Origin of the sequence: Vibrio marisflavi CECT 7928, assembly GCF_921294215.1 — a bacterium.
Taxonomy (GTDB): Bacteria; Pseudomonadota; Gammaproteobacteria; order Enterobacterales; family Vibrionaceae; genus Vibrio; species Vibrio marisflavi.
Genome location: NZ_CAKLDM010000002.1, coordinates 1,530,413 through 1,550,521, shown reverse-complemented (window position 1 = coordinate 1,550,521; position 20,109 = coordinate 1,530,413). Strand labels below are relative to the sequence as shown.

Here is a 20,109-nt window from a genome sequence, read left to right as displayed (position 1 = left end):
TTAGAAAACTTTCTTAAACGGTTTTACAATAACGCTCTCGTAAACACCTGCACCAACATACGGGTCTGACTCTGCCCAAGATTGTGCATCTAGAATTGAATCAAACTGTGCAATCACAGTCGAGCCTGTAAAACCTGCTTCACCCGGCTCATCCGAGTCAATTGCCGGCATAGGCCCAGCAGTTAATAAGCGGCCTTCATCTTGTAGCTTTTGTAAGCGCTCCAAGTGTTTTGCTCGCACGCTTTTACGTTTCTCTAATGAATCTTTGACGTCCGTTGAAAAAATTACATACCACATATTTATTTTTATCCTTACTGTTACATGGGTCTGAGGACCTATCTGTGACTGGTTTACTTTAGCGAAACTCGAAGAACTTGAATATAGAAACCTACGCTATGTGAGAGTGCCCTTCAGTTTTCACTGGTCTAGGTCGTCCATTTGCATCAATCGCAACGTAATTGAAGGTCGCGCGACATACTTCAAAGCGCTCACCAACTACACCATCTCGTACAGGTTTAACCCAAAGCTCAAGGTCGATTGACATTGAAGTTCTGCCAATTTTTGTACACTCTCCGTAGCAGCAAACTACGTCGCCAACTTTCACTGGTTTTTCAAATGTAATGCTTGAAACGGATACAGTGACGATTCTTCCGCCAGAGATCTCTTTAGCAAGAATTCCGCCAGCTAAATCGAGTTGCGACATGATCCAGCCGCCGAAGATATCTCCATTGGCGTTAGTATCAGCGGGCATGGCTAATGTTCTGGTCAGTAACTGACCTTTTGGTGAACTACTATCTTTGCTCATTTTGACATCCCAAAAAACTTAAGGCGGCTAATTAAGCCGCTTCTAAAATAAAAAATACAAAAATGTTGGAGTCAACCGTTACTCTTCCGACTCGTTATTTTTAGGTAGGTGTTTGTATATATACACACCAGTTAGAAGAGTGAAGGCTAGAGTCGCCACTAGAAGTCCAAACACCTTAAAGTTGACCCATACATCAAGAGGAAGTTCATATGCCACATAGATATTGACGACGGCACAGACTGCAAAGAAAGTAACCCAAGCCCAATTGATCTTAGCCCAAGCGTGCTCCGGTAGGGTTATTTCGTTACCTAACATACTCTTAATCGCGGATTTTCCCATAAGATGGCTAGCAGTTAAGAAAATAGCGAAGAGGGCGTAAACAATGGTCACTTTCCACTTGATGAAGTTATCATCATGAAGAAATATCGTCATGCCACCAAACACCGCAACGATAACGAATGTTATTAGCTGCATTTTCTCTACTTTTTTATAAAGCAGATAGGTGAGGCATATTTGTATTGCTGTAGCGACAATCAGGGCGCCAGTAGCGACATAAATGTTGTACATTTTGTACAATACGAAGAAGACGATGAGAGGAATAAAGTCGATGATTTGTTTCATTCTTATAGCGTAAGTCTTGTCTAAATATCGCTACAGTCTACCCAAAACTGCATGAATACAAAATACCCAGAGACACCTAGATACAAAATCGATGCGATTAGCGTTCTAAATGACTAGCTTCTAAACGCGGGATCAAGTTTTTCATGTCCTCTAAATATCCCTCGTTACGAAGGTTATCTACCGCCACCTTCAGTTCATCATCGCTCATAGAGAAGCAGCTCGACTTTCCAGTCATTACATTTAGGTATTGGTGATACTCCATTTCAGTGAAGTGTCCAACTCTATCAACGAGTAGCGACTTGATACCGTGGTGAATAAGTCCGTAGTAAGTGTGGCGATGAATATCCATAATTCTTATCCTTTGTAGCCTAGGCAGACAAAAATTTGTCACCCGTCATACAAAGGTGTCTATGCATAATCAGTGCCACTCGTTACTGGAACCGTTTGTTTTGCAGACTGACTAAACAGATCGACAAGCATTTCTTCAAGCGCAATTTTTGATGTTGGTTTTTCAAGCCTTGCATTCATTACTTGTTGAATTTTAGCTAAATCTTCAACGCCGCATTCACCAGATAATGCGATTACTGGGGTAGTTGGAGATATCTCATGGATTTGTTCACAAGCTTGGAAGCCATTCATTACTGGCATTTGAATGTCCATGAGAACCACATCTACAGGGTTAGAGCGGAAGACACTAACCGCCGTAAGGCCATTGTTCGCTTGTATCACTTTGCAGCCAAGTTGCTCCAAATACAGTTTTACTAATGCACGCTGTACTTCTTTGTCGTCAACCACCAGTATAGTTTTGCTAGAAAAATCTACTTCTAAAACAGATTGTTGGTTCTCATCGAATGTAGATAAAGTTGTGCTCGCGAAGGAGCCTTCAATTGAATTGCTTCTATCAAGGTTATTGTTGTCATTCAATGTCACAGAAGAATTTGTGACAACGGGCAGATAAAGCTTAAATTCAGTGAAACTGCCGAGCTCAGATTCACAAGTGATTCTGCCACCAAAAGCTTGCATTACTCGCTGGCAATAGCCCAGCCCTAAACCGCTGCCACCATTTTTATCATGAGTAAAAAAGTCTTCAAAAACTTTGGGTAGGACATTTGGATCGATTCCCGGGCCATTATCGCGGAAAACAACGCAGTTTTCATGCTCGCCTTGTTTGGTGGAAATATGAATTTGAGAATCAGGGTAAGAATCAAAATAGTAAATGGCGTTTCGCAGTAGGTTGAAAAGCACAAAATGAAACAAAGTATCGTTTAATTTAGCAACAAAGTCGGGGCTTTTACCAAAGATAACTCTCTGTTGAATACTGCTGCTTTCGAATCCATAGCGATTGATCGCTTGCTCAATTACTTTCCGGATTGAATAATCAACGGCGGGCTCTTTTGTTAGGGAAGAGTCGCTTACCTCTCTAAGGATAATATCGATGAGCTGCCTGCCTCGCTGTATCGCTGCACTACCTTTCTCAATATCCGAAAGAATATCTGGCGTTGGCGCACGATTTTTTACCATCTCCTTTAACTCTTCAAATTGAAGCTGAGCTTGAGTCAGTGGGTTTCTCATTTCATGGGCGATGGTGTTGGCTAACGCTTGCGACTGCGAGACTTTTCGATCGGCATTGATATAGCCTTGTACTTTGTCGATAACCTTCTGCAACGCTCTTACTTCTTCTCGCGAAAATAAACCGCCATCAATTTTATGTGGAGAAACCAATAAGTGGGATATTCCGGAATTTTCATCATATAAAGGCAGTATCAGTGCAGTTTCATCAGAACGCATCTTCATTTTTAGTTCTTTAAGTTGCTCATTGGCTTTAGAATCAGTGAATTGAATTGCGTTTTCAATTTCATCGACAATCAGTACAGACTTCTGTTGTGACAAAAATTGAGAGTATGTTGGGTCATCTACCTTGTTTGTAATAAGCCTTAATTTCCCGCTCGGCAAATTGAGTAAGTTTCCTAATTTCTCTAGAGCATAGCGAGTCGAGTGTTGGAAATCATTTTCCAACGCACGTATCTTTTCTACTGGTGTCGTAGTAGAGCCGTACAGTAGCTTCGCAGTGCAACGTTTAAAAAAGCTATGTACATAACGCCAACTAATACCGGTTAAGATACATACGGTTGCAACGCTAAATAACTCAAAGTATGAGTTCATAACAAGAGCTAGTGGAATGAGGAGTATAGCTAGAACAACTCCTGAAATCAGGACTGTCAAACCACTATAGACAATATATTTTGAACTATAAAACCTTGATGTAACAAGGGCATAGCCGACGAACAATATCTCGCTGATAGAAAATGCAGGTGGTAACCAAGTATATGAAAAATTGTTTAAGAAATATGCGAATCCTATATGAATAACGGCAGTAGACGTCATAAATATAAATATCCCCATAACCATGTAGTTATTTTTAGCAAGGTTTAATTTAGAATGGTACTTACGGCATCTCAATAGGTTGAATAGAGTTAATAAAATAATAGCAAATACTAAACCGAAGAAATACGGTGTTTGTGGGCCAAAAATAATATCAAACTGTCCTGCACCTGATATTGTTACTCCTTTAATAGTGTCGCTATGAACGGTATTTACGTATAACGTGTAAATAGAGCTAGCAGCGAGGATTAGAATTTGTATCAAATTGATTTTTGATCGTGTTTGAGATGCCAGCAGTCCACATGAGAAGTAGTATGCAAACGCAAAAGCAAAAAAAGAACTTATGTTAGCTATTTTAGCCATAGTGACTGCAGTCGGCTCACCTAAGCTAACCAACAAGCCAGTCTGAAAATATGCATTGGAAAATATCCATAAAGTTATACAGACTGAGTAGCAAATATAGGGGAAGTGATAAGTGTTTAAAACAGTGCTCTGCATTTGCCTCAAGCTAAAAATGTAGCAAACCAACCATACTAAAATAGCGAATCCAACTAAGGTTAGAGTTAAAGCTTGAGGTGGTAAATTTGTACCGAATATAACGTTATGCATAAAGCTCTACTGCAACTTTTCGTTTAATATCATTAGCTTTTTCTTTGTACTGACTAAATGTACATGACTGCAAAGACTGAAGAAGAACTTTAGTATTCCAAAGTCCTTTGTACATCAAATCATACCAATTCCATTAATTTTATGATCTAATGAGAGCTCTTGAAGGAGCCCTCATGAAGCACGATTTCCCCAGCCTTATCAACTCCACGTCTAACGCTCGGCTTAGAATACGTTACCTTGCTGTTTCCCACTTTGTTGATGGTAAAAGCCGTACGGAGATCGCTAAATTCCTCAAAGTCAGCAGAGTTAGCGTTAACAAATGGGTTAAGGCTTATCTCGATCACGGCCTTGAAGGACTGCAAGAAAAGCGTCATTCAGGGAGGCCTCACCGCTTAACCGAAGAACAAAGGCAACAACTCAAAGAATATGTCACCGAACATGCTGTTAATGCTGATGGTGGCCGCCTTCAGGCAAGGGAGATCGGCCTCTTTATAGAAAGCAATTTTGGTATTACCTATCAACAGTCAGGGATATATCGCCTGCTACATGATATTGGCTTGAGTTGGATTACGACTCGCTCCAAGCACCCTAAGCAATCAATAGAAGTTCAAGAAGCTTTTAAAAAAATTCCCAATAGAAACGATCCTTAAGATCCCCGGGCATGTCGCACTAAAAAATGTTCAAATATGGTTTCAAGATGAGGCCAGGTTTGGTCAGCGCAACACGACAACCCGAATATGGGCTCCCAAGGGCACTCGTCCGAGGGCGGTACAACAGCAGCAATTTGAATATGCATACTTGTTTGGAGCCGTATGCGTTACCACTGGTGATGCGGAAGCCGTTGTTGTGCCTGTTAGTAATATGGAGGCAATGAAGGAGCAACTTCGGCTTATCTCACATGCCACACCATCAGGTAAGCACTCTGTTGTCATTATGGATCAAGCGAGTTGGCACCAAAGCTATCTTGCAGATGATTTTGACAACCTTAGTATCATTCATATACCGCCATATTCCCCGGAACTGAACCCAATAGAGCAGGTGTGGAGTTGGCTTCGTCAAAACGAACTCGCAAATCGATGCTTTGAAAACTATGGCGATATTGTCGACAAGCTTTGTCGTGCCTGGAATAAGTTCTGTTCAGATAAAAGCAGAGTTATCTCACTCTGCTTTAGAGATTGGGTTGACCTGATAACTTAATTAATGGAATTGGTATTAGTATCATTCATATACCGCCATATTCCCCATAGAGCAGGTGTGGAGTTGGCTTCGTCAAAACGAACTCGCAAATCGATGTTTTGAAAACTATGGCGATATTGTCGACAAGCTTTGTCGTGCCTGGAATAAGTTCTGTTCAGATAAAAGCAGAGTTATCTCACTCTGCTTTAGAGATTGGGTTAACCTGATAACTTAATTAATGGAATTGGTATCACCCGTATTGTCCATTTGGTAACAACTGGTTGATATGTAAGAGTTATTATTTAGGTTTTCGTAATAGTTTAATAAGAATGGTTGCTCTATAATTGTTAAACAAAAGTCATATCCGAGGTCGTACACGGCTTTCGCTAAATGTTTTTGTGCTAGATACAAATAGTATACTTTTTGCCTAATAGTACCACTTACCGTTAGTCGTAAAAGTTCACAAATATGATTTTTTTTGAGAAGTTTGTCCTGAAAATCAGTCTCAAAGCTTTCAACGTTCGTGTAAGAGCCTTTTAGCGAGGTGGAAAGGATGCCTGATTTATTGAGGATATTCTGGCCACTATAAGATATGCAAAGCTTCCACTGATTGCTTTGAAAGTACTCTTGATAGCTCAGCCATTGGTGTCGTTGATCCCAACCTTGTATCAAGACGCTAGAAACGATTACTGGATATTCATACTTAAGTGGAGCGGTTAATATCATATGCTTGCCTGACCTTGATAGGTTCATGCACATTAACATCTCATACCACTTGGATGTTTTCACAAACAACTCTAGATTGATAAGATAAATAGCGTCTCTTAGGAGCATGGGTTTATCATGGTGAAGAGTATAAAATAAACGCTTATCGTGCGAAATGTCGTTTACAACTTCCGAGCAATACATTTCATCATTAAATGGAAGAAGAGGGCTTTTAGGGAGGCTCGCAAGTTCACTGTAGTTAGTTTTAATATCGTATATTAGATAATCGCTCCAAAATTCTAACTAGTTGTTATATAGCTTTGCGGCGACCTGTTCAATCAGCAGGTATTCTTCTTTGCTACCATCGAATGGTTTTCCAACTATGCTGCGATAAGAGTGGTGTTCGAATATTGTGGCTAAATTTTTTGATGAGATACTTGGCGTAAATTCTACGATTTGTTTTCTTCTAGCAACAAGGAGTATTTGGAAAAAGTGACACCCGTTAGAAGAAATGTAGTTTCTAACAGCGTTGAAAAAATCGTACTTCGTAGTGTTAGTGCTATAGTCTGCACACAAAAACTCGTTGAATAGAGACGAGTAATCCATGTTATTAACCTTATTCTTCTGTATGCCTAAGCTATTATTACATAGCGTCCTTCATTGCACTGCTGTTAACAGTAATGCCGTATTAACCCTGATGAACTTTTATTAGTTATAAAGTTTGACGTAGTTAGGTGAGAGGGTGTACAACCCAGCCAAAACTTCAAATGTGGTTTGTTTTTTGTGCGTCCCTACATATCTGAATAGAACCGAACTTAGCATATATTGATAATTTTCAAAAATATATACTTAAAGATCAATGGAAAACTTTTGATACACTATCAATGTGTAGTGCAAAATTTGTTATTGAAAATGGTAGAAGAAAACAAAATGAATAGTCATGCAATTATAACACCCTGCCTCAACAATGGATTTGGTGAATTAATTGGTGCTTAACTATTAATCTTATAAAGCAATTAAGTATTTTTGAGGGTAGGATGGGCTTTCAAAGTGATGAAAAGTAATATTGCCTTCAGTTTTGGTACTAAAGGCAATATTTAAAAATTATTTGACAGTCGCAGCTTTCATATCAGAAACAAACTTAGCTAACTTACTTAGCATTTCATCTGGTTTTTCTACATTTGCTTCAATGATCTTGACTACTGCTGAGCCTGAAATTGCACCTGCTGCACCAGATTCCAGTGCTTGCTTCACCTGAGATGGTTCAGAGATACCAAACCCTAGCAGCGAAGGTGGAGCATCGTACTGGTTCAGCTTATCTAACAAATCAGAGACAGGCATATTCGCTTTAGTTTCTGCTCCTGTTACGCCAGAGCGAGAAAGTAAATACGTATATCCACCACCAAGTCTAGCGACGTCACTTAGAGTTTCATCACTCGCCGAAGGAGGCGCAATAAAAATTGGGTGCACACCATGTTTTTCTGCTGCCTGAACAAACTCTTTGCTTTCGTTAGTTGGCACGTCTGCAATCAAAACAGAGTCGATTCCTGCTTCTGAACATTGTTGGTAGAAGTTTTCGATACCTTTTGAATAAACCAAGTTGGCGTACATAAGTAGTCCAATTGGCAGATCAGGATATTTCGCCCTGATTTTGCCAATAAGTTCAAAGCAAATAGTTGGAGTAGTATCCGAAGCTAGCGCTCGAATATTGGCACCTTGAATTGTTGGGCCATCAGCAAGAGGGTCTGAGAAAGGAATCCCTAACTCTAGTGCATCCGCACCAGATTCAACCAAAGTCTCCATAATCTTTAGAGATTGCTCTGGGTTTGGATCGCCAACTGTCACAAATGGCACAAACGCACCTTGGTTTTTTTCTGCTAAACGACTGAACAGATTTTGATAGCGATCCATTAGATAACTCCTTTTTCTTCCAGGATTTTGTGGACGGTGAAAATATCTTTGTCACCACGGCCGGATAGGTTGACTACCAATAACTGTTCTTTGTCTGGGTTTTGCTTAGCCATACGTAATGCGTGTGCCAGTGCGTGAGAAGACTCCAATGCAGGTATGATACCTTCGCTTTTGGCTAAAGTTTGGAAAGCTTCCAATGCTTCATCGTCAGTGACGTTGTCATATTCGGCGCGGCCAATAGCATTTAAGTGCGCATGTTGTGGGCCAACAGACGGAAAATCTAGGCCAGCTGAAACAGAATAGGATTCTTCGATTTGTCCATTTTCATCCTGCATAAGTGGCGCTTTCATACCAAAGAAAATGCCCGTTGTGCCATGTTTAAGTGGTGCGCCGTGTTGATCAGTATCAATACCTTTACCGGCTGGCTCAACGCCAATGAGGCGAACTGATTCTTCTTCGATAAAGTCAGCGAACATACCAATGGCGTTTGAGCCGCCACCAACACAAGCAATCACAGCATCCGGCAGGCGTCCTTCACGAGCTAGGATCTGGTGTTTGGTCTCTTCACCAATCATACGTTGAAATTCACGAACGATAGTTGGGAAAGGGTGTGGGCCGGCAGCAGTACCAAGTAAATAGTGCGCCTTCTCATAGCTCGCAGACCAATCGCGTAGCGCTTCGTTACAAGCATCTTTTAGCGTGGAAGAGCCAGAATGTACAGGAATCACTTCTGCGCCCATCAGCTTCATTCTAAATACATTTGGGCTTTGGCGTTCAACGTCCTTTGCACCCATATAGACTTTACATTTAAGTCCTAATAGGGCACAGGCAAGGGCTGTTGCAACACCGTGTTGGCCTGCTCCAGTTTCAGCGATAATTTCATTTTTGCCCATGCGCTTTGCTAGTAAGGCTTGACCTAGCACTTGGTTGGTTTTGTGTGCGCCACCATGTAGTAAGTCTTCACGTTTTAGGTACAACTTGGTTTTTGTGCCTTTGGTTAAATTGCGCGTTAACGTTAAGGCTGTAGGGCGTCCCGCGTATTCTTGTAGCAGAGACATAAACTCTGCACGGAAGCTTGGATCTTCTTGGGCATCGATAAAAGCTTGTTCTAACTGTTCTAATGCTGGAACAAGAATTTGTGGTACGTATTGTCCACCGTACTCACCAAAATAGGCATCTAGTTTAGCCATGATAGTTGTATCCTTTAATAATCTCTAACGGCCGCAAATGCTTGTTGCAGCTTGTTTTTATCTTTCTGGCCGGGTGCAGATTCCACACCCGAATTGAAGTCGAGCCCTAAGCATCCTAGCTGAGAAGCTTGTTGAGCATTTTCAGGTGACAGACCACCTGCAAGCATAACTTTCGTTTCATTGGCTAACAATGACCAATCGAACGTTTCTCCTGTACCACCTGATTGATTGCCAACTTTGGTGTCTAGCAAATGACGATCTATGTATTCTTCAAGCAAGGTAGGTAACGAGTCAGTCACTCCATATGCTTTCCATATTTCTATGTCGACATTAAGTTGCTCACGCAAGCTATTTACATAGAGTTGGTCTTCGTCGCCGTGCAGTTGTACCGCCTTCAAGCCCAGATCGTTCGCCGTGTTTGCGACTTGTTCTACCGTGTGATTTTGGAATACACCGACATATTCAAGCGGTGCGCCGCTCATAGTTAGCCTTGCCGCTTCAATATCTACGTGGCGTTTCGATTTTGCTACAAAAATTAATCCACCAAATACCGCGCCAGCTTGATAGGCGTTGCTCGCGTGCTTTGCATTGGTAAGGCCACAAACCTTATTTTCACCCAATATCACCCTGCGTACAGCAAGTTCTAGATTATCTTCGGCCATCAGTGAACTGCCAATTAAAAACCCGTTGGCATAAGGAGTTAAGTCGCGTACTTGTTGGTGAGTATAAATACCGGACTCTGAAATAATGGTAGTGTTAGGAGCTTTTTCTCTAAGAAGAGGCGCTAGCTCTTTAGTACGATTTAGGTCAGTGGATAGATCGCGAAGGTTGCGATTGTTGATACCAATGACTTTTGCGTCTAGGTTAACTGCTCTCTCAAGCTCTTCTTCGTTACTGATCTCGGTCAGAATGCCCATGTTTAAAGAGTGAGCAATGTCAGCGAGTTGTGTATATTCATCGTCATTCAAAACGGAAAGCATCAGCAAGATGGCATCCGCACCGTAATGCCTAGCCAGATAGACTTGGTATGGGTCTATCATAAAGTCTTTGCATAATACAGGTTGTGTCGCGATGCTGCGGACTTTTGGCAAAAACTCGAAGCTACCTTGGAAGTACTTTTCGTCGGTTAACACTGATATTGCAGAAGCATGGTTTTTATATACGCCAGCAATATAGTTTAAATCAAATACTTCTCGAATCAGGCCTTTTGAAGGAGAGGCTTTTTTACACTCGAGAAGGAAGGCTGTTTTGCCTGTCGACAGAGCGTTATAAAAGCTACGATCTGACTTTTCCAATTTAGGTTGAAATGATTCCAATGGCTGCTGTAGTTTACGCTCATCAACCCAAATACGTTTGTCTGCAACGATTTTGACTAAAACCTTAGCCATTTGAGTTTCTTGTACGGATACGTGTTCAGATAGCTGTGTCATGTTAACCTCTATGAGCCAGTTGCTGGACGAGCTCATAAGCTTTTCCTGAATTCATTGCCTCGATAGCCATTTGGGTATTTTGTTTTAAATCTTCGTGGCCGAATAAGCGCATTAGAAGTGCTACATTCACCGCAACGGCACTCACTTGAGCTTCCGTACCTTTACCTGTCAAGATATTGGTGATGATTTCGCGGTTCTCTTCCGGCAAGCCACCTTTTATAGCTTCTAATTCATGACGCTTAACTCCGAAATCTTCAGGTGTTAATACATATTCATGGATCACGCCGTCTTTGATTTCCGCCACCGTTGTTTCACCGTGAATAGCCACCTCATCTAACCCGCTACCGTGCACTACGGCTGCTCGTTTTTTATTCATCTGCAGCATGGTTTCTGAGATAGGTTTAACTAGCTTCTTGCTGTACACGCCCATTAACTGAATTGGTGGACGTGCAGGGTTAATAAGTGGACCAAGTATATTGAAAATGGTTCTAGTCTTGAGTGCTTGTCTAACAGGCATCGCATGTTTAAAACCAGAATGATATTGAGGTGCAAATAAGAAAGCTACGCCAATATCATCGACCGCTTTTTTTGTCTCTTCTGGAGTCATAGCCAGGTTGATACCAAATGATGCAAGTAAATCCGAAGAGCCAGACTTGCTTGATACACTACGATTACCGTGCTTGGCGACTTTTAGCCCACATGCAGCCGCAACAAAAGCAGCGGTTGTGGAGATATTGATGGTGTCATGCCCGTCTCCTCCGGTGCCGACAATGTCAGCGAAATCGTAATCAATTGCTGGAAATGGTGTGGCGTTGGCGACTAGCGCTTTTGCAGCTCCAGCAATTTCATCTGGGGTTTCACCTTTAAGCTTAAGGGCGATAAGTGCAGCTGTCATAGGCACAGCTTCCAAGTCACCACGGATAATGCAGTCAAATAGCTGAGAGCTTTCTTGCTGCGATAGTGACTGTTGCTCAAGCAACTTGTCGATAATATTTTGCATAGTATTCTCCAACTGACCTTAAAATTATTGTTTGTCTAATGCCCAATTTATAGCATTGGAAAGTAGAGTTGCACCGTAGGTCGTCATGATTGATTCTGGGTGATATTGAAAGCCGCACACTTTATGTTCTTCATGTGTCACAGACATAACTAATCCATCGACTTCAGCGGTGACAGTCAAGCATTCAGGAATATTAGTTGCGACCAGAGAATGGTATCGTGCGATAGCAATACTGTCAGCCAAACCTTGATAAATAGGGTGTGATTGATGAGACATCATAGACACCTTGCCATGGACAATATCACCGGCACCTTCGACGGTTCCTCCATATGCCTCAACGATAGCCTGATGGCCTAAACAAATACCAATCATTGGGACTTTACCTTGCAAGCGCTTGATCAACTGAGGCATGCAGCCTGCTTCTGAAGGCTGGCCCGGGCCTGGTGACAACAGTAGTACGGGATTTTCTAAAGACTCTACTGCTTTTTCGATGGTATCAACATCAATGCTATTACGATAAATCGTGACTTCGTGATCCAGTGAACGAAATTGATCGACTAAGTTATAAGTAAAGGAGTCGAAGTTATCGATAAAAATAATATTCGCCATGATTCTACTCCTGATGGGCGGTTTTGATGGCATTGATTACAGCTTGAGCTTTGCCACGTGTTTCATCTGCTTCAGCTTGAGGATCGGAATCAAAAACGACGCCAGCGCCTGCTTGAACGTGCGCGAAGCCATCTTCTACGTAAGCTGAACGAATGACGATGCAGGTATCTAGAGAGCCTTCACCAGTTAAATAGCCAACTGCGCCACCATAACTTCCTCTGCGTGTTTTTTCAGTGTCACGAATGAGCTGCATGGCGCGAATCTTAGGTGCGCCTGTTAGTGTCCCCATATTCATGCTGGCTTGGTATGCGTGCAATGCATCAAGATCTTCTCTTAGTTGGCCAACGACGCGAGAAACTAAGTGCATTACATGGCTATAGCGGTCAACCTTGAGTAAATCCGCTACGTGACGACTTCCCGGTTTTGATATGCGTGCAACGTCGTTTCGAGCCAGATCAACCAACATCATGTGTTCTGCATTTTCTTTCATGTCTGAGCGCAGCTCGAGCTCGATACGGCTATCTAAATCGAAGTCAATGTCACCGTTGGCATATTTACCTCTGCGGCGAGTTCCTGCGATTGGATAGATCTCTACTTGGTTGCTGGTCGTTTCGTATTTCAACGCACTTTCAGGTGAAGCTCCAAACAGAGTAAATAGTTCGTCTTGCATGTAAAACATGTAAGGACTTGGGTTCTGTTTCTTCAATTCTTTGTATGCGGCTAGTGGAGAAGGGCAAGGCAGTGTAAAGCGGCGAGAAGGCACAACTTGGAAAATATCACCCTTTACCACGTACTGTTTTAAATCAGTCACTGATTGACGGAAATCCTCGTCAGATACATTGGTTACAACGTCTACCTGAGGAAGTTTATCTGCCGCTGGCAATGATTGAATCGATGAGCATTGCTTGCCGATTTCTTCCACTCGTTGAGTAATTTGGTTGCGAATAGATTCATCTGTACTAAATAGGCTTGCTTGTAGCTGATTTGTCTTCGTTTGGTGATCGATCACTAATAACGTTTCAGCGACATAAAATACGTAGTCTGGGCATTTGCTATTCGATTCGACATTGCCAATAGCTTCAAAATTTGCAACCAAGTCATAGGCGAACAAGCCGCCTAAGAAAATGGCATGCTTGTCTTTGTCTGTTAAATCAAAGCTATGTTGTACTAGCCTGAGCGCATCAAAAGAAGAGGCTTGTCGTAGGCGAGAGTCTTCATCAAGTCGTACATTTGGCTTTTCGAACTTCAAGACTAATTGGTTAGCGTTCAAGTTAGAAGTGATGCTGTCACTTACATTTCCCGCTAAATGCTCAATCAACTTTTGTCCGTTGTCGCTTAGAGCTGAAAAAGTCACTTCTTCACCATGGCAAACAATTCGAACCGCGGAATCAACAAGTAACAAGCTCTGTAAATCTTCCTTCGAGTCCACTTCTGCAGATTCAAGCAACAGGCTATCAGTTTTCTCGTGGCAAAGAGTGTAAAACAGGCTGGTTGGATCTTGTGAGTACAGCACTGGTGTACTGATTACTTCAAGTTCGCCTAAACTTTCTATCGTAATGGCCTTGTTCACAAGACCTCCTTATATTAATTATTTCTGTCGAACATATTCGCATACTCTGTTTCTCTTCCCAAATAGGAGATGTTATGCCTTTCAAATACTTTGGGATGAAACGGATAACCTTTGATAATGCAAATACCTAGAACTAAAAAGCCCGCTGGAAAGAGCGGGCTAATTGTGAATGTCTAAAATTCTTAGAAGCATACAGTAACCCGCTTGGAGAATATCCAAGTACGCCACCAACGTGCAATATTAGCTATAACGTATGTGCTATCCACTACAAGGGCATTATTAGATTTCGAATTGTAGTGAGATTCTTGTAACATATAGCGCTCGTCGCTTCGGTGAAAATTTATTTTGTACTAGTTAACTAGTACGAGAGAGAAAAGTCAACTAAAAAAAGCTAATTTATGAAAATTGATTTGCACAGCCACACAACTGCTTCTGATGGGCATTTATTGCCAGAAGAACTCATTGACCGAGCGATTGGCTTTGGTATCAACGTTTTGGCAATTACCGATCATGATACAGTTGAGGGTTTAGCCTGTGCGGAAGAGTATATTGAGCAAAAACAGCTCGCCATTCGGTTGATTAAAGGGATAGAGATATCGACGGTGTGGCAAAACAAGGATATCCACATTGTTGGACTAAATATCGATAGTGACAATGCTGATTTAAGTCGCCTTATCGAAGAGCAGAAACAACGCAGGGTTGCACGAGCTGAATTAATTGCAGAGCGACTGCAAAAAGCGACTAAAGCAACAGATGTGCTTGCCCAAGTACAGAGTATTGCTAAAGACGCTCCGATCACGCGGGCTCATTTCGCTCGTTGGTTAGTTGAAAAGGGCTATGTCAAAAACATGCAGCAGGTTTTCAAAAAGTACCTTACTCGCGATAACCCGGGTTATGTCCCACCAAGTTGGTGCTCAATGCAAGAAGCGGTGGCAGCCATACATAGTGCTGGTGGCGTAGCAGTATTGGCTCACCCTGGTCGCTATAAATTAACGGCTAAATGGACAAAGCGCCTAATTCAAGCATTTGTTGATGCTTCTGGAGATGGGATGGAAGTAGCACAACCGCAGCAGGCTCCACAAGAAAGGCGCAATTTGGCCGACTATACTATACAATACAATCTATTAGCCTCTCAAGGCAGTGACTTCCACTATCCTTCACAATGGATGGAACTGGGCCGAAATCTTTGGCTGCCTTCTGGAGTAGAGCCTATTTGGAAAGATTGGGGATTGACTCATCAAAAACTTGTCAGTGATAAGTGCGATCATCCCCATAAATCAGAGTCGTTGACTCGATAACGAGGAATAATAATGAGTCAGTTTTTTTATATTCACCCAGAAAACCCACAGGCACGTTTAATCAGTCAAGCTGTTGCAATTATAAGAAATGGTGGAGTCGTGGTTTATCCCACAGATTCTGGTTACGCACTTGGTTGTCAGCTGGAAAACAAGCAAGCTCTAGAGCGTATTTGTCAGATTCGTCGCTTGGATGACAAACATAACTTTACCCTTTTGTGCCGCGACTTATCTGAGCTATCTTTGTACGCCAGAGTAGACAACACCGCTTTTCGACTTCTAAAAAACAATACCCCTGGTCCTTACACCTTTATTTTCAAAGGGACCAAGGAAGTGCCTAGACGTTTGATGAACGCGCGCCGTAAGACCATTGGTATACGTGTTCCTGACAACAATATTGCGTTAGATCTGTTAGAAGCTCTTGGTGAGCCACTGATGTCAACGTCATTAATTCTACCTGGTAATGAACATACTGAATCGGATCCTGAAGATATTCGCGACAAGCTAGAACATGCCGTAGATTGCATTCTAAATGGTGGGTATCTAGGTGAGCAGCCAACTACTGTGATTGACTTCAGCGAAGATGAACCAGTCGTAGCAAGAGTTGGTTCTGGTGACGTTGCACCTTTCCAATAAAATTCAGGTGATTTTGTCGAAGCATTTTGAGATAATGCTCGACTGCGTTTTTGTTACGCAATTCATTTCGACGTCTGTGAAGACGACAACTATTAGGTAAGCCAATGAGCGAAAAATTACAGAAGATATTAGCGCGTGCAGGATACGGCTCACGCCGTGAACTAGAAGCGTTGATCAAAGCGGGTCGAGTGAGCGTCGATGGAGTCGTCGCTAAACTGGGTGAGCGCCTTGAAGATGAAAATGCCACCGTAAGAATCGATGGTCACCATGTTTCAACCAAATCTTCAGAAGAAGTGGTATGTAGAGTACTGGCATATTATAAGCCGGAAGGTGAACTATGTACTCGCCACGATCCAGAAGGACGACGCACTGTATTTGATCGTTTACCTAAGATTCGTGGTTCGCGTTGGATTTCTGTAGGTCGACTAGATGCCAATACATCCGGATTGCTTCTTTTCACTACTGACGGTGAGCTCGCTAATCGCTTGATGCACCCTAGTCGCCAAGTTGAAAGGGAGTACTTGGTTCGAGTCTTTGGTGAAGTTACTGAACAGAAAGTGAAAAACCTAGTTAAAGGTGTAGAACTTGAAGACGGTATGGCTCGCTTCGAAGATGTCGTCTATGCTGGCGGCGAAGGCATGAATCACACATTCTATGTCGCGATTAACGAAGGTCGTAACCGAGAAGTTCGCCGCTTATGGGAATCACAGGATACAACAGTTAGCAGACTGAAGCGTGTTCGCTATGGCGATATCTATCTCGATAAGAAACTACCACGCGGTGGTTGGATGGAGCTGACTCTAAAAGAGGTTAACTACCTTCGTGAATTAGTTGAACTTAGACCAGAGAAGAATACTTTACTCGATCAGTCTAAAGACAATACTTCTAGAAAGAGAGAGCGTTCGCGTAGTCAAAAGATTCGTCGGGCAGTGAAACGTCATGAAGAGAGAGTGAGCACTCCAAAGGGGCGCGGTAGCAATCAAAGTAAAAGAAAGCCTTCTCGAAGAAAATAATTAATACCAATTATTTATTCTTAAAAAGCACGAATTAAATCAATTCGTGCTTTTTTGTTGTGTATTTATTCTAATAATATTAATTCTTATATTAACTAGAGTAAATAACTTACTCAAAACTAATTGTTTTAGAATTAATTTGAGTGTTAGTTCTAAATTTATATTTGTGCTTTGTGTCATATAAATTATATTTTAGTTGTCTTATTTGTAATCTATTTTTAATTATGTGGAAAAGGCCACCGATCAGCTTCTATTTAAAATAAAAAGGAATTTTAGATGAAAACGTTAATTCGCTTACTTTTGCCGGCTTTTGTTTTGATGGCATCTTTTAACTCTTATAGTGCAGATAAGGTTGATATATGGTTTGCTCCAAGTTGGAAAGCAAAGCCTAAGATTGCACAAGACATCACAGCATCACTCAGTGAATCTTCAGGAATTGAAATGCGTCCACGGATTGCGAAAAGCTACCCTCAAATATTTGAAGCCTTTAGTGGTGATAAGCCTTGTTTAGTTTTTGCTGGTTCATTTGCACAAGCAATCATACGTGCTCGTGGTTTAGGCAACATGATCATTCAAGCGGTAAACGGTAAAGAGTATTACAGTGGCGTACTTGTTTATCCAAAAGGGCAAGACCCAGTAGCTATCTTGAAAAATAGTCCTGAAAAAGTTGCTTATGCAATGGGTTCTAGCTCTGGTGAGTCTAGTGCGAAAGCTGCGACATCTGGTAAAGCGAGCATAGCAACCAAAAGTCATACTGCTACTGTTGGTGCAGTGCGTTCGAGCAAAGCCGCAGCAGGTGTGGTTAAGAATTGGTGGTGGGAAGCAAATAAGAGCAAATATCCCCAGTTAGAAATGTATGTTATCCCAGGAGTCTCAGAGCAGAAAAATCCGGACTACGTACTATCTGTTTCAACCGAAGTGCCGGTGTCTGATGTCATCAAGTTAGTCAGTGCAGCAAAAGAAGCGAAGGAAGTATTTGCTGCAAAAGAAATGGTTGATTTTGAAAACTCATCTCTAGATTTCTCTCTTAAGTTAATGGATAAAGGGAATATCGATCCTAAAAGTTATACTTGGTAATTTGATTTTCTAGCTTGGTTTTTGTCCAATAATACAATGACATTAGGGAAGTGGAGGTATATTTGCCAATGAAAGATCTAAGTATTAAGCAAATAATTGTTGGTGCGTTCGTTTTCGTAATTATAATGACCTCTTGTATTATTGGATACATAATACCCAATCAGGTCACTGAGGAGCTGAGTCAAAATTTAGATAGTGAAGTTATCCCAAGTGTTCAAAATAATCTTGGAGATTTATCAAGCCAAGTCTCCGAAGAGCTTGAACACTATTTATCTAATACAGAGAAAGAAGATATCCAAAGTTTTGACGAAAGCAGCCGGGCTCTAGCCGGGCAGCTCTCGTCTTTGTTTCTACCGTTTTCAGAGAACTTTGATGTCGATGGTATTGAAACCCTAGCGAAGAGTGAAATAGAGAACATCCCTGAGCTTAAGAAAATTGATATTCAAATGGAGAAGGGCGGGCCGTGGGCTAGTTATGAAGAGCAAAGTAGTCATCAAATAGACAAAGAGTTTGATTCGATGAAGGAGTCCTCTTTTGGCTATGTTGCAGTGAAAATCTATCTAGATTCTAGCATCATAAAAAATAAGATTGCTTTGCAAAGGCAACGCATCGCGAAGATTAATGAAAATATCCAACTGAGTAGTCATAAAATCCTAGAGGATACTGAGTCTCAAATTCGTTTAGTACAAGCGCAGTTAACCGATAGAGTGTACAAAAAAGTGATCGTACTGGCGATAGTGTCCTTGGCGTTATTGTTAGCGATAATCACGACATTCTTGGTCTTGGCTCTTTTCAATTTCCTGTGGGTCAGATTCCGAGCATTCTGTAGCCCTGTAAATCCAGCGTCAATCTCTGGAATAACGACTCTGCTTTTGTGAAACCATAACATCGTCTTTTGACAACTTTGATCTTGTTGTTTAGACCCTCAACAAACCCACTATTCTTCCTATTCTTAAAGTAGTTAGCTATGCTGGATTTGTATTTTGTTAGGGTACCGATAAATCTATCGAAACACGACAATTCGCTTTTTTCAACCTGTGTAATCCATCGGTCTATTTTCGCTATCGCTGACTTCCTATCACTATGGGTGTTGAAAATATGGGTCAACGTTAACGCTTGACGGTGAGCTTTCTTCAGTAAAGGAGAATGGCGATAAAGTAGAGTCAGTTTGCTTTTTTCTGTCTCAGTGAGGCATTCATGTTGTTTGCGTAAAATCCACATCATCCCCTTCAGTTCAGCATAGTCTGCAGAGGATAACTCTAACTTGAGCCGCTTCATTTCTTTGATTCTTAAATCGTCTAGAGGCTGTCGGTAGAGCTTAGCCACATCATAACGATCGACCACGACCTTCTTCTGCCCAAACACTTCCACAGCCGCATTGATAAAGCCATCATACATATCGGTACAGACGTGTTTCACCGTCTGTTTTAACTCATCGGGAATGGATTGAAAGAAATCCAATACCGTCTCCTTCTTACGGTCATCCAATACGGCTAAAATAGACAGGTTACCTTGCGTATCCTTTGCACTGACTATCGCAACAAAGTCTTGGAAGCCCTTTCGGTTGCTAATTTCGTCAATACCAATGGTATGTAAGTCACGGAGGTTATCCCAGTTGACGGTAACGCCAATGCTGTGCGAGAGCATCGTTGAAATCGTACTATAGGAAACGCCTTCTTTGCGTGACACATCTTGAATCGTGCTATTGATGAGGGAACGTTGAATGTAGGTTTCTAGGCCTTTAGTGATTTTTCCTCCCTTAGCCACCCAATCGAATTTTTCTAGTGTGGTAGGACCATCGCCACAATGCTCGCACAGATATCGAACTGGCTTGATTTTCAGTATGACTGGCGTGTCCAAAATAGAGGTATGCCGGACTTTCATGGTTTCACCATAGCCATGTCGTTTTGTCGCGGATTTTCCGCACTTATGGCAGTGGGTCTGCTGACACTTACTCTCTACGGTAAGGACAATATTACCTTTTTCATCAATGTCTTGTGATAATATTTTTAGTGAGTCGATATCAAGAGGAAGCGTAATGTTGGCCATAATAGTGAGAACATTCAGATATTAGAGGATG

20 protein-coding genes and 1 pseudogene are annotated in these 20,109 nt (G+C 41.7%); 7 read left to right on the top strand and 14 right to left on the bottom strand.

Going from position 1 to position 20,109, the window contains the following annotated elements:
* The 5 genes from L7A31_RS13900 to L7A31_RS13880 all read right to left on the bottom strand — a co-directional run bounded on the left by L7A31_RS13900 (position 1) and on the right by L7A31_RS13880 (position 4,417).
* Positions 1-297 carry a YciI family protein gene (locus tag L7A31_RS13900; protein WP_237362370.1) on the bottom strand — a complete coding sequence of 99 codons (297 nt, stop codon included), beginning with the start codon at positions 295-297 and terminating at the stop codon, positions 1-3.
* Between the two features lie 91 nt (positions 298-388).
* Positions 389-805, bottom strand: coding sequence for an acyl-CoA thioester hydrolase YciA (yciA, locus tag L7A31_RS13895; protein ID WP_237362369.1), 417 nt, complete (start codon positions 803-805; stop codon positions 389-391).
* Between the two features lie 78 nt (positions 806-883).
* Entirely contained in the window at positions 884-1,426 is a 543-nt protein-coding gene (locus L7A31_RS13890) for a septation protein A (RefSeq protein ID WP_237362368.1), read from the bottom strand.
* Positions 1,427-1,523: 97 nt separating this feature from the next.
* Positions 1,524-1,775 carry a hypothetical protein gene (locus tag L7A31_RS13885; RefSeq protein ID WP_237362367.1) on the bottom strand — a complete coding sequence of 84 codons (252 nt, stop codon included), beginning with the start codon at positions 1,773-1,775 and terminating at the stop codon, positions 1,524-1,526.
* A gap of 59 nt (positions 1,776-1,834) precedes the next feature.
* Positions 1,835-4,417 (bottom strand): hybrid sensor histidine kinase/response regulator, encoded by a 2,583-nt coding sequence (locus L7A31_RS13880; RefSeq protein ID WP_435532897.1) that lies wholly within the window; start codon positions 4,415-4,417, stop codon positions 1,835-1,837.
* A gap of 173 nt (positions 4,418-4,590) precedes the next feature.
* On the opposite strand from L7A31_RS13880, the gene L7A31_RS13875 reads away from it, so the two are divergent.
* Both L7A31_RS13875 and L7A31_RS13870 read left to right on the top strand, forming a co-directional pair.
* Positions 4,591-5,614, top strand: a protein-coding gene (locus L7A31_RS13875) for an IS630 family transposase (RefSeq protein WP_435532896.1) whose coding sequence is annotated in 2 segments (ribosomal slippage) — positions 4,591-5,045 and positions 5,044-5,614 — 1,026 coding nt in all. Because the reading frame shifts where the segments join, the coding sequence is not laid out codon by codon here.
* Positions 5,615-5,657: 43 nt separating this feature from the next.
* Positions 5,658-5,828 (top strand): annotated as a pseudogene (locus L7A31_RS13870) (IS630 family transposase); the annotation flags it as partial.
* Here L7A31_RS13870 and L7A31_RS22315 read toward each other — a convergent pair.
* From L7A31_RS22315 to L7A31_RS13835, 8 genes are all read right to left on the bottom strand, one after another.
* On the bottom strand, positions 5,825-6,502 hold the full coding sequence (locus L7A31_RS22315; RefSeq protein ID WP_494338363.1) for an acyl-homoserine-lactone synthase: 678 nt from the start codon (positions 6,500-6,502) through the stop codon (positions 5,825-5,827). The pseudogene L7A31_RS13870 and the gene L7A31_RS22315 overlap by 4 nt on opposite strands.
* A 99-nt stretch (positions 6,503-6,601) precedes the next feature.
* Entirely contained in the window at positions 6,602-6,904 is a 303-nt protein-coding gene (locus L7A31_RS22310; protein WP_494338362.1) for a hypothetical protein, read from the bottom strand.
* Positions 6,905-7,402: 498 nt separating this feature from the next.
* On the bottom strand, positions 7,403-8,209 hold the full coding sequence (gene trpA / locus L7A31_RS13860) for a tryptophan synthase subunit alpha (RefSeq protein ID WP_237362365.1): 807 nt from the start codon (positions 8,207-8,209) through the stop codon (positions 7,403-7,405).
* Positions 8,209-9,399, bottom strand: a complete 1,191-nt coding sequence (gene trpB / locus L7A31_RS13855; protein ID WP_237362364.1) for a tryptophan synthase subunit beta — start codon at positions 9,397-9,399, stop codon at positions 8,209-8,211. Before trpB ends, trpA begins: the two co-directional genes overlap by 1 nt.
* A gap of 14 nt (positions 9,400-9,413) precedes the next feature.
* Positions 9,414-10,829, bottom strand: coding sequence for a bifunctional indole-3-glycerol-phosphate synthase TrpC/phosphoribosylanthranilate isomerase TrpF (gene trpCF / locus L7A31_RS13850; RefSeq protein ID WP_237363573.1), 1,416 nt, complete (start codon positions 10,827-10,829; stop codon positions 9,414-9,416).
* Between the two features lies 1 nt (position 10,830).
* Entirely contained in the window at positions 10,831-11,829 is a 999-nt protein-coding gene (trpD, locus tag L7A31_RS13845; protein WP_237362363.1) for an anthranilate phosphoribosyltransferase, read from the bottom strand.
* A gap of 24 nt (positions 11,830-11,853) precedes the next feature.
* Positions 11,854-12,438: an aminodeoxychorismate/anthranilate synthase component II gene (locus tag L7A31_RS13840; RefSeq protein WP_237362362.1), complete on the bottom strand. Its 585-nt coding sequence runs from the start codon at positions 12,436-12,438 to the stop codon at positions 11,854-11,856.
* A gap of 4 nt (positions 12,439-12,442) precedes the next feature.
* Positions 12,443-14,008 carry an anthranilate synthase component 1 gene (locus tag L7A31_RS13835; protein ID WP_237362361.1) on the bottom strand — a complete coding sequence of 522 codons (1,566 nt, stop codon included), beginning with the start codon at positions 14,006-14,008 and terminating at the stop codon, positions 12,443-12,445.
* A gap of 398 nt (positions 14,009-14,406) precedes the next feature.
* Here L7A31_RS13835 and rnm point away from each other — a divergent pair, with 398 nt between their 5' ends.
* The 5 genes from rnm to L7A31_RS13810 all read left to right on the top strand — a co-directional run bounded on the left by rnm (position 14,407) and on the right by L7A31_RS13810 (position 18,907).
* Complete coding sequence (rnm, locus tag L7A31_RS13830; protein ID WP_237362360.1) at positions 14,407-15,306, top strand: RNase RNM; 900 nt, start codon at positions 14,407-14,409, stop codon at positions 15,304-15,306.
* 12 nt (positions 15,307-15,318) lie between these two features.
* Positions 15,319-15,939: an L-threonylcarbamoyladenylate synthase gene (locus L7A31_RS13825; RefSeq protein ID WP_237362359.1), complete on the top strand. Its 621-nt coding sequence runs from the start codon at positions 15,319-15,321 to the stop codon at positions 15,937-15,939.
* A gap of 104 nt (positions 15,940-16,043) precedes the next feature.
* On the top strand, positions 16,044-16,952 hold the full coding sequence (gene rluB / locus L7A31_RS13820) for a 23S rRNA pseudouridine(2605) synthase RluB (protein ID WP_237362358.1): 909 nt from the start codon (positions 16,044-16,046) through the stop codon (positions 16,950-16,952).
* A 276-nt stretch (positions 16,953-17,228) separates the two neighbouring features.
* Entirely contained in the window at positions 17,229-18,029 is an 801-nt protein-coding gene (locus L7A31_RS13815) for a phosphate/phosphite/phosphonate ABC transporter substrate-binding protein (RefSeq protein ID WP_237362357.1), read from the top strand.
* 68 nt (positions 18,030-18,097) lie between these two features.
* On the top strand, positions 18,098-18,907 hold the full coding sequence (locus tag L7A31_RS13810; RefSeq protein ID WP_237362356.1) for a hypothetical protein: 810 nt from the start codon (positions 18,098-18,100) through the stop codon (positions 18,905-18,907).
* Here the strand turns inward: L7A31_RS13810 and L7A31_RS13805 are convergent.
* Positions 18,837-20,078, bottom strand: coding sequence for an ISL3 family transposase (locus tag L7A31_RS13805; RefSeq protein ID WP_237362355.1), 1,242 nt, complete (start codon positions 20,076-20,078; stop codon positions 18,837-18,839). The genes L7A31_RS13810 and L7A31_RS13805 overlap by 71 nt on opposite strands.
* Positions 20,079-20,109 lie beyond the last annotated feature (31 nt).

Excerpts from the sequence above, each read along its gene's own strand:
- L7A31_RS13885 (WP_237362367.1), bottom strand. The coding sequence starts at position 1,775 with ATGGATATTCATCGCCACACTTACTACGGACTTATTCACCACGGTATC.
- trpB (WP_237362364.1), bottom strand. The coding sequence starts at position 9,399 with ATGGCTAAACTAGATGCCTATTTTGGTGAGTACGGTGGACAATACGTA.
- L7A31_RS22310 (WP_494338362.1), bottom strand. The coding sequence starts at position 6,904 with ATGGATTACTCGTCTCTATTCAACGAGTTTTTGTGTGCAGACTATAGC.
- rluB (WP_237362358.1), top strand. The coding sequence starts at position 16,044 with ATGAGCGAAAAATTACAGAAGATATTAGCGCGTGCAGGATACGGCTCA.
- L7A31_RS13825 (WP_237362359.1), top strand. The coding sequence starts at position 15,319 with ATGAGTCAGTTTTTTTATATTCACCCAGAAAACCCACAGGCACGTTTA.
- trpA (WP_237362365.1), bottom strand. The coding sequence starts at position 8,209 with ATGGATCGCTATCAAAATCTGTTCAGTCGTTTAGCAGAAAAAAACCAA.
- L7A31_RS13810 (WP_237362356.1), top strand. The coding sequence starts at position 18,098 with ATGAAAGATCTAAGTATTAAGCAAATAATTGTTGGTGCGTTCGTTTTC.
- L7A31_RS13840 (WP_237362362.1), bottom strand. The coding sequence starts at position 12,438 with ATGGCGAATATTATTTTTATCGATAACTTCGACTCCTTTACTTATAAC.
- yciA (WP_237362369.1), bottom strand. The coding sequence starts at position 805 with ATGAGCAAAGATAGTAGTTCACCAAAAGGTCAGTTACTGACCAGAACA.
- rnm (WP_237362360.1), top strand. The coding sequence starts at position 14,407 with ATGAAAATTGATTTGCACAGCCACACAACTGCTTCTGATGGGCATTTA.
- L7A31_RS13880 (WP_435532897.1), bottom strand. The coding sequence starts at position 4,417 with ATGCATAACGTTATATTCGGTACAAATTTACCACCTCAAGCTTTAACT.
- L7A31_RS13805 (WP_237362355.1), bottom strand. The coding sequence starts at position 20,078 with ATGGCCAACATTACGCTTCCTCTTGATATCGACTCACTAAAAATATTA.
- L7A31_RS22315 (WP_494338363.1), bottom strand. The coding sequence starts at position 6,502 with ATGTATTGCTCGGAAGTTGTAAACGACATTTCGCACGATAAGCGTTTA.
- L7A31_RS13890 (WP_237362368.1), bottom strand. The coding sequence starts at position 1,426 with ATGAAACAAATCATCGACTTTATTCCTCTCATCGTCTTCTTCGTATTG.
- L7A31_RS13900 (WP_237362370.1), bottom strand. The coding sequence starts at position 297 with ATGTGGTATGTAATTTTTTCAACGGACGTCAAAGATTCATTAGAGAAA.
- L7A31_RS13815 (WP_237362357.1), top strand. The coding sequence starts at position 17,229 with ATGAAAACGTTAATTCGCTTACTTTTGCCGGCTTTTGTTTTGATGGCA.
- trpD (WP_237362363.1), bottom strand. The coding sequence starts at position 11,829 with ATGCAAAATATTATCGACAAGTTGCTTGAGCAACAGTCACTATCGCAG.
- trpCF (WP_237363573.1), bottom strand. The coding sequence starts at position 10,829 with ATGACACAGCTATCTGAACACGTATCCGTACAAGAAACTCAAATGGCT.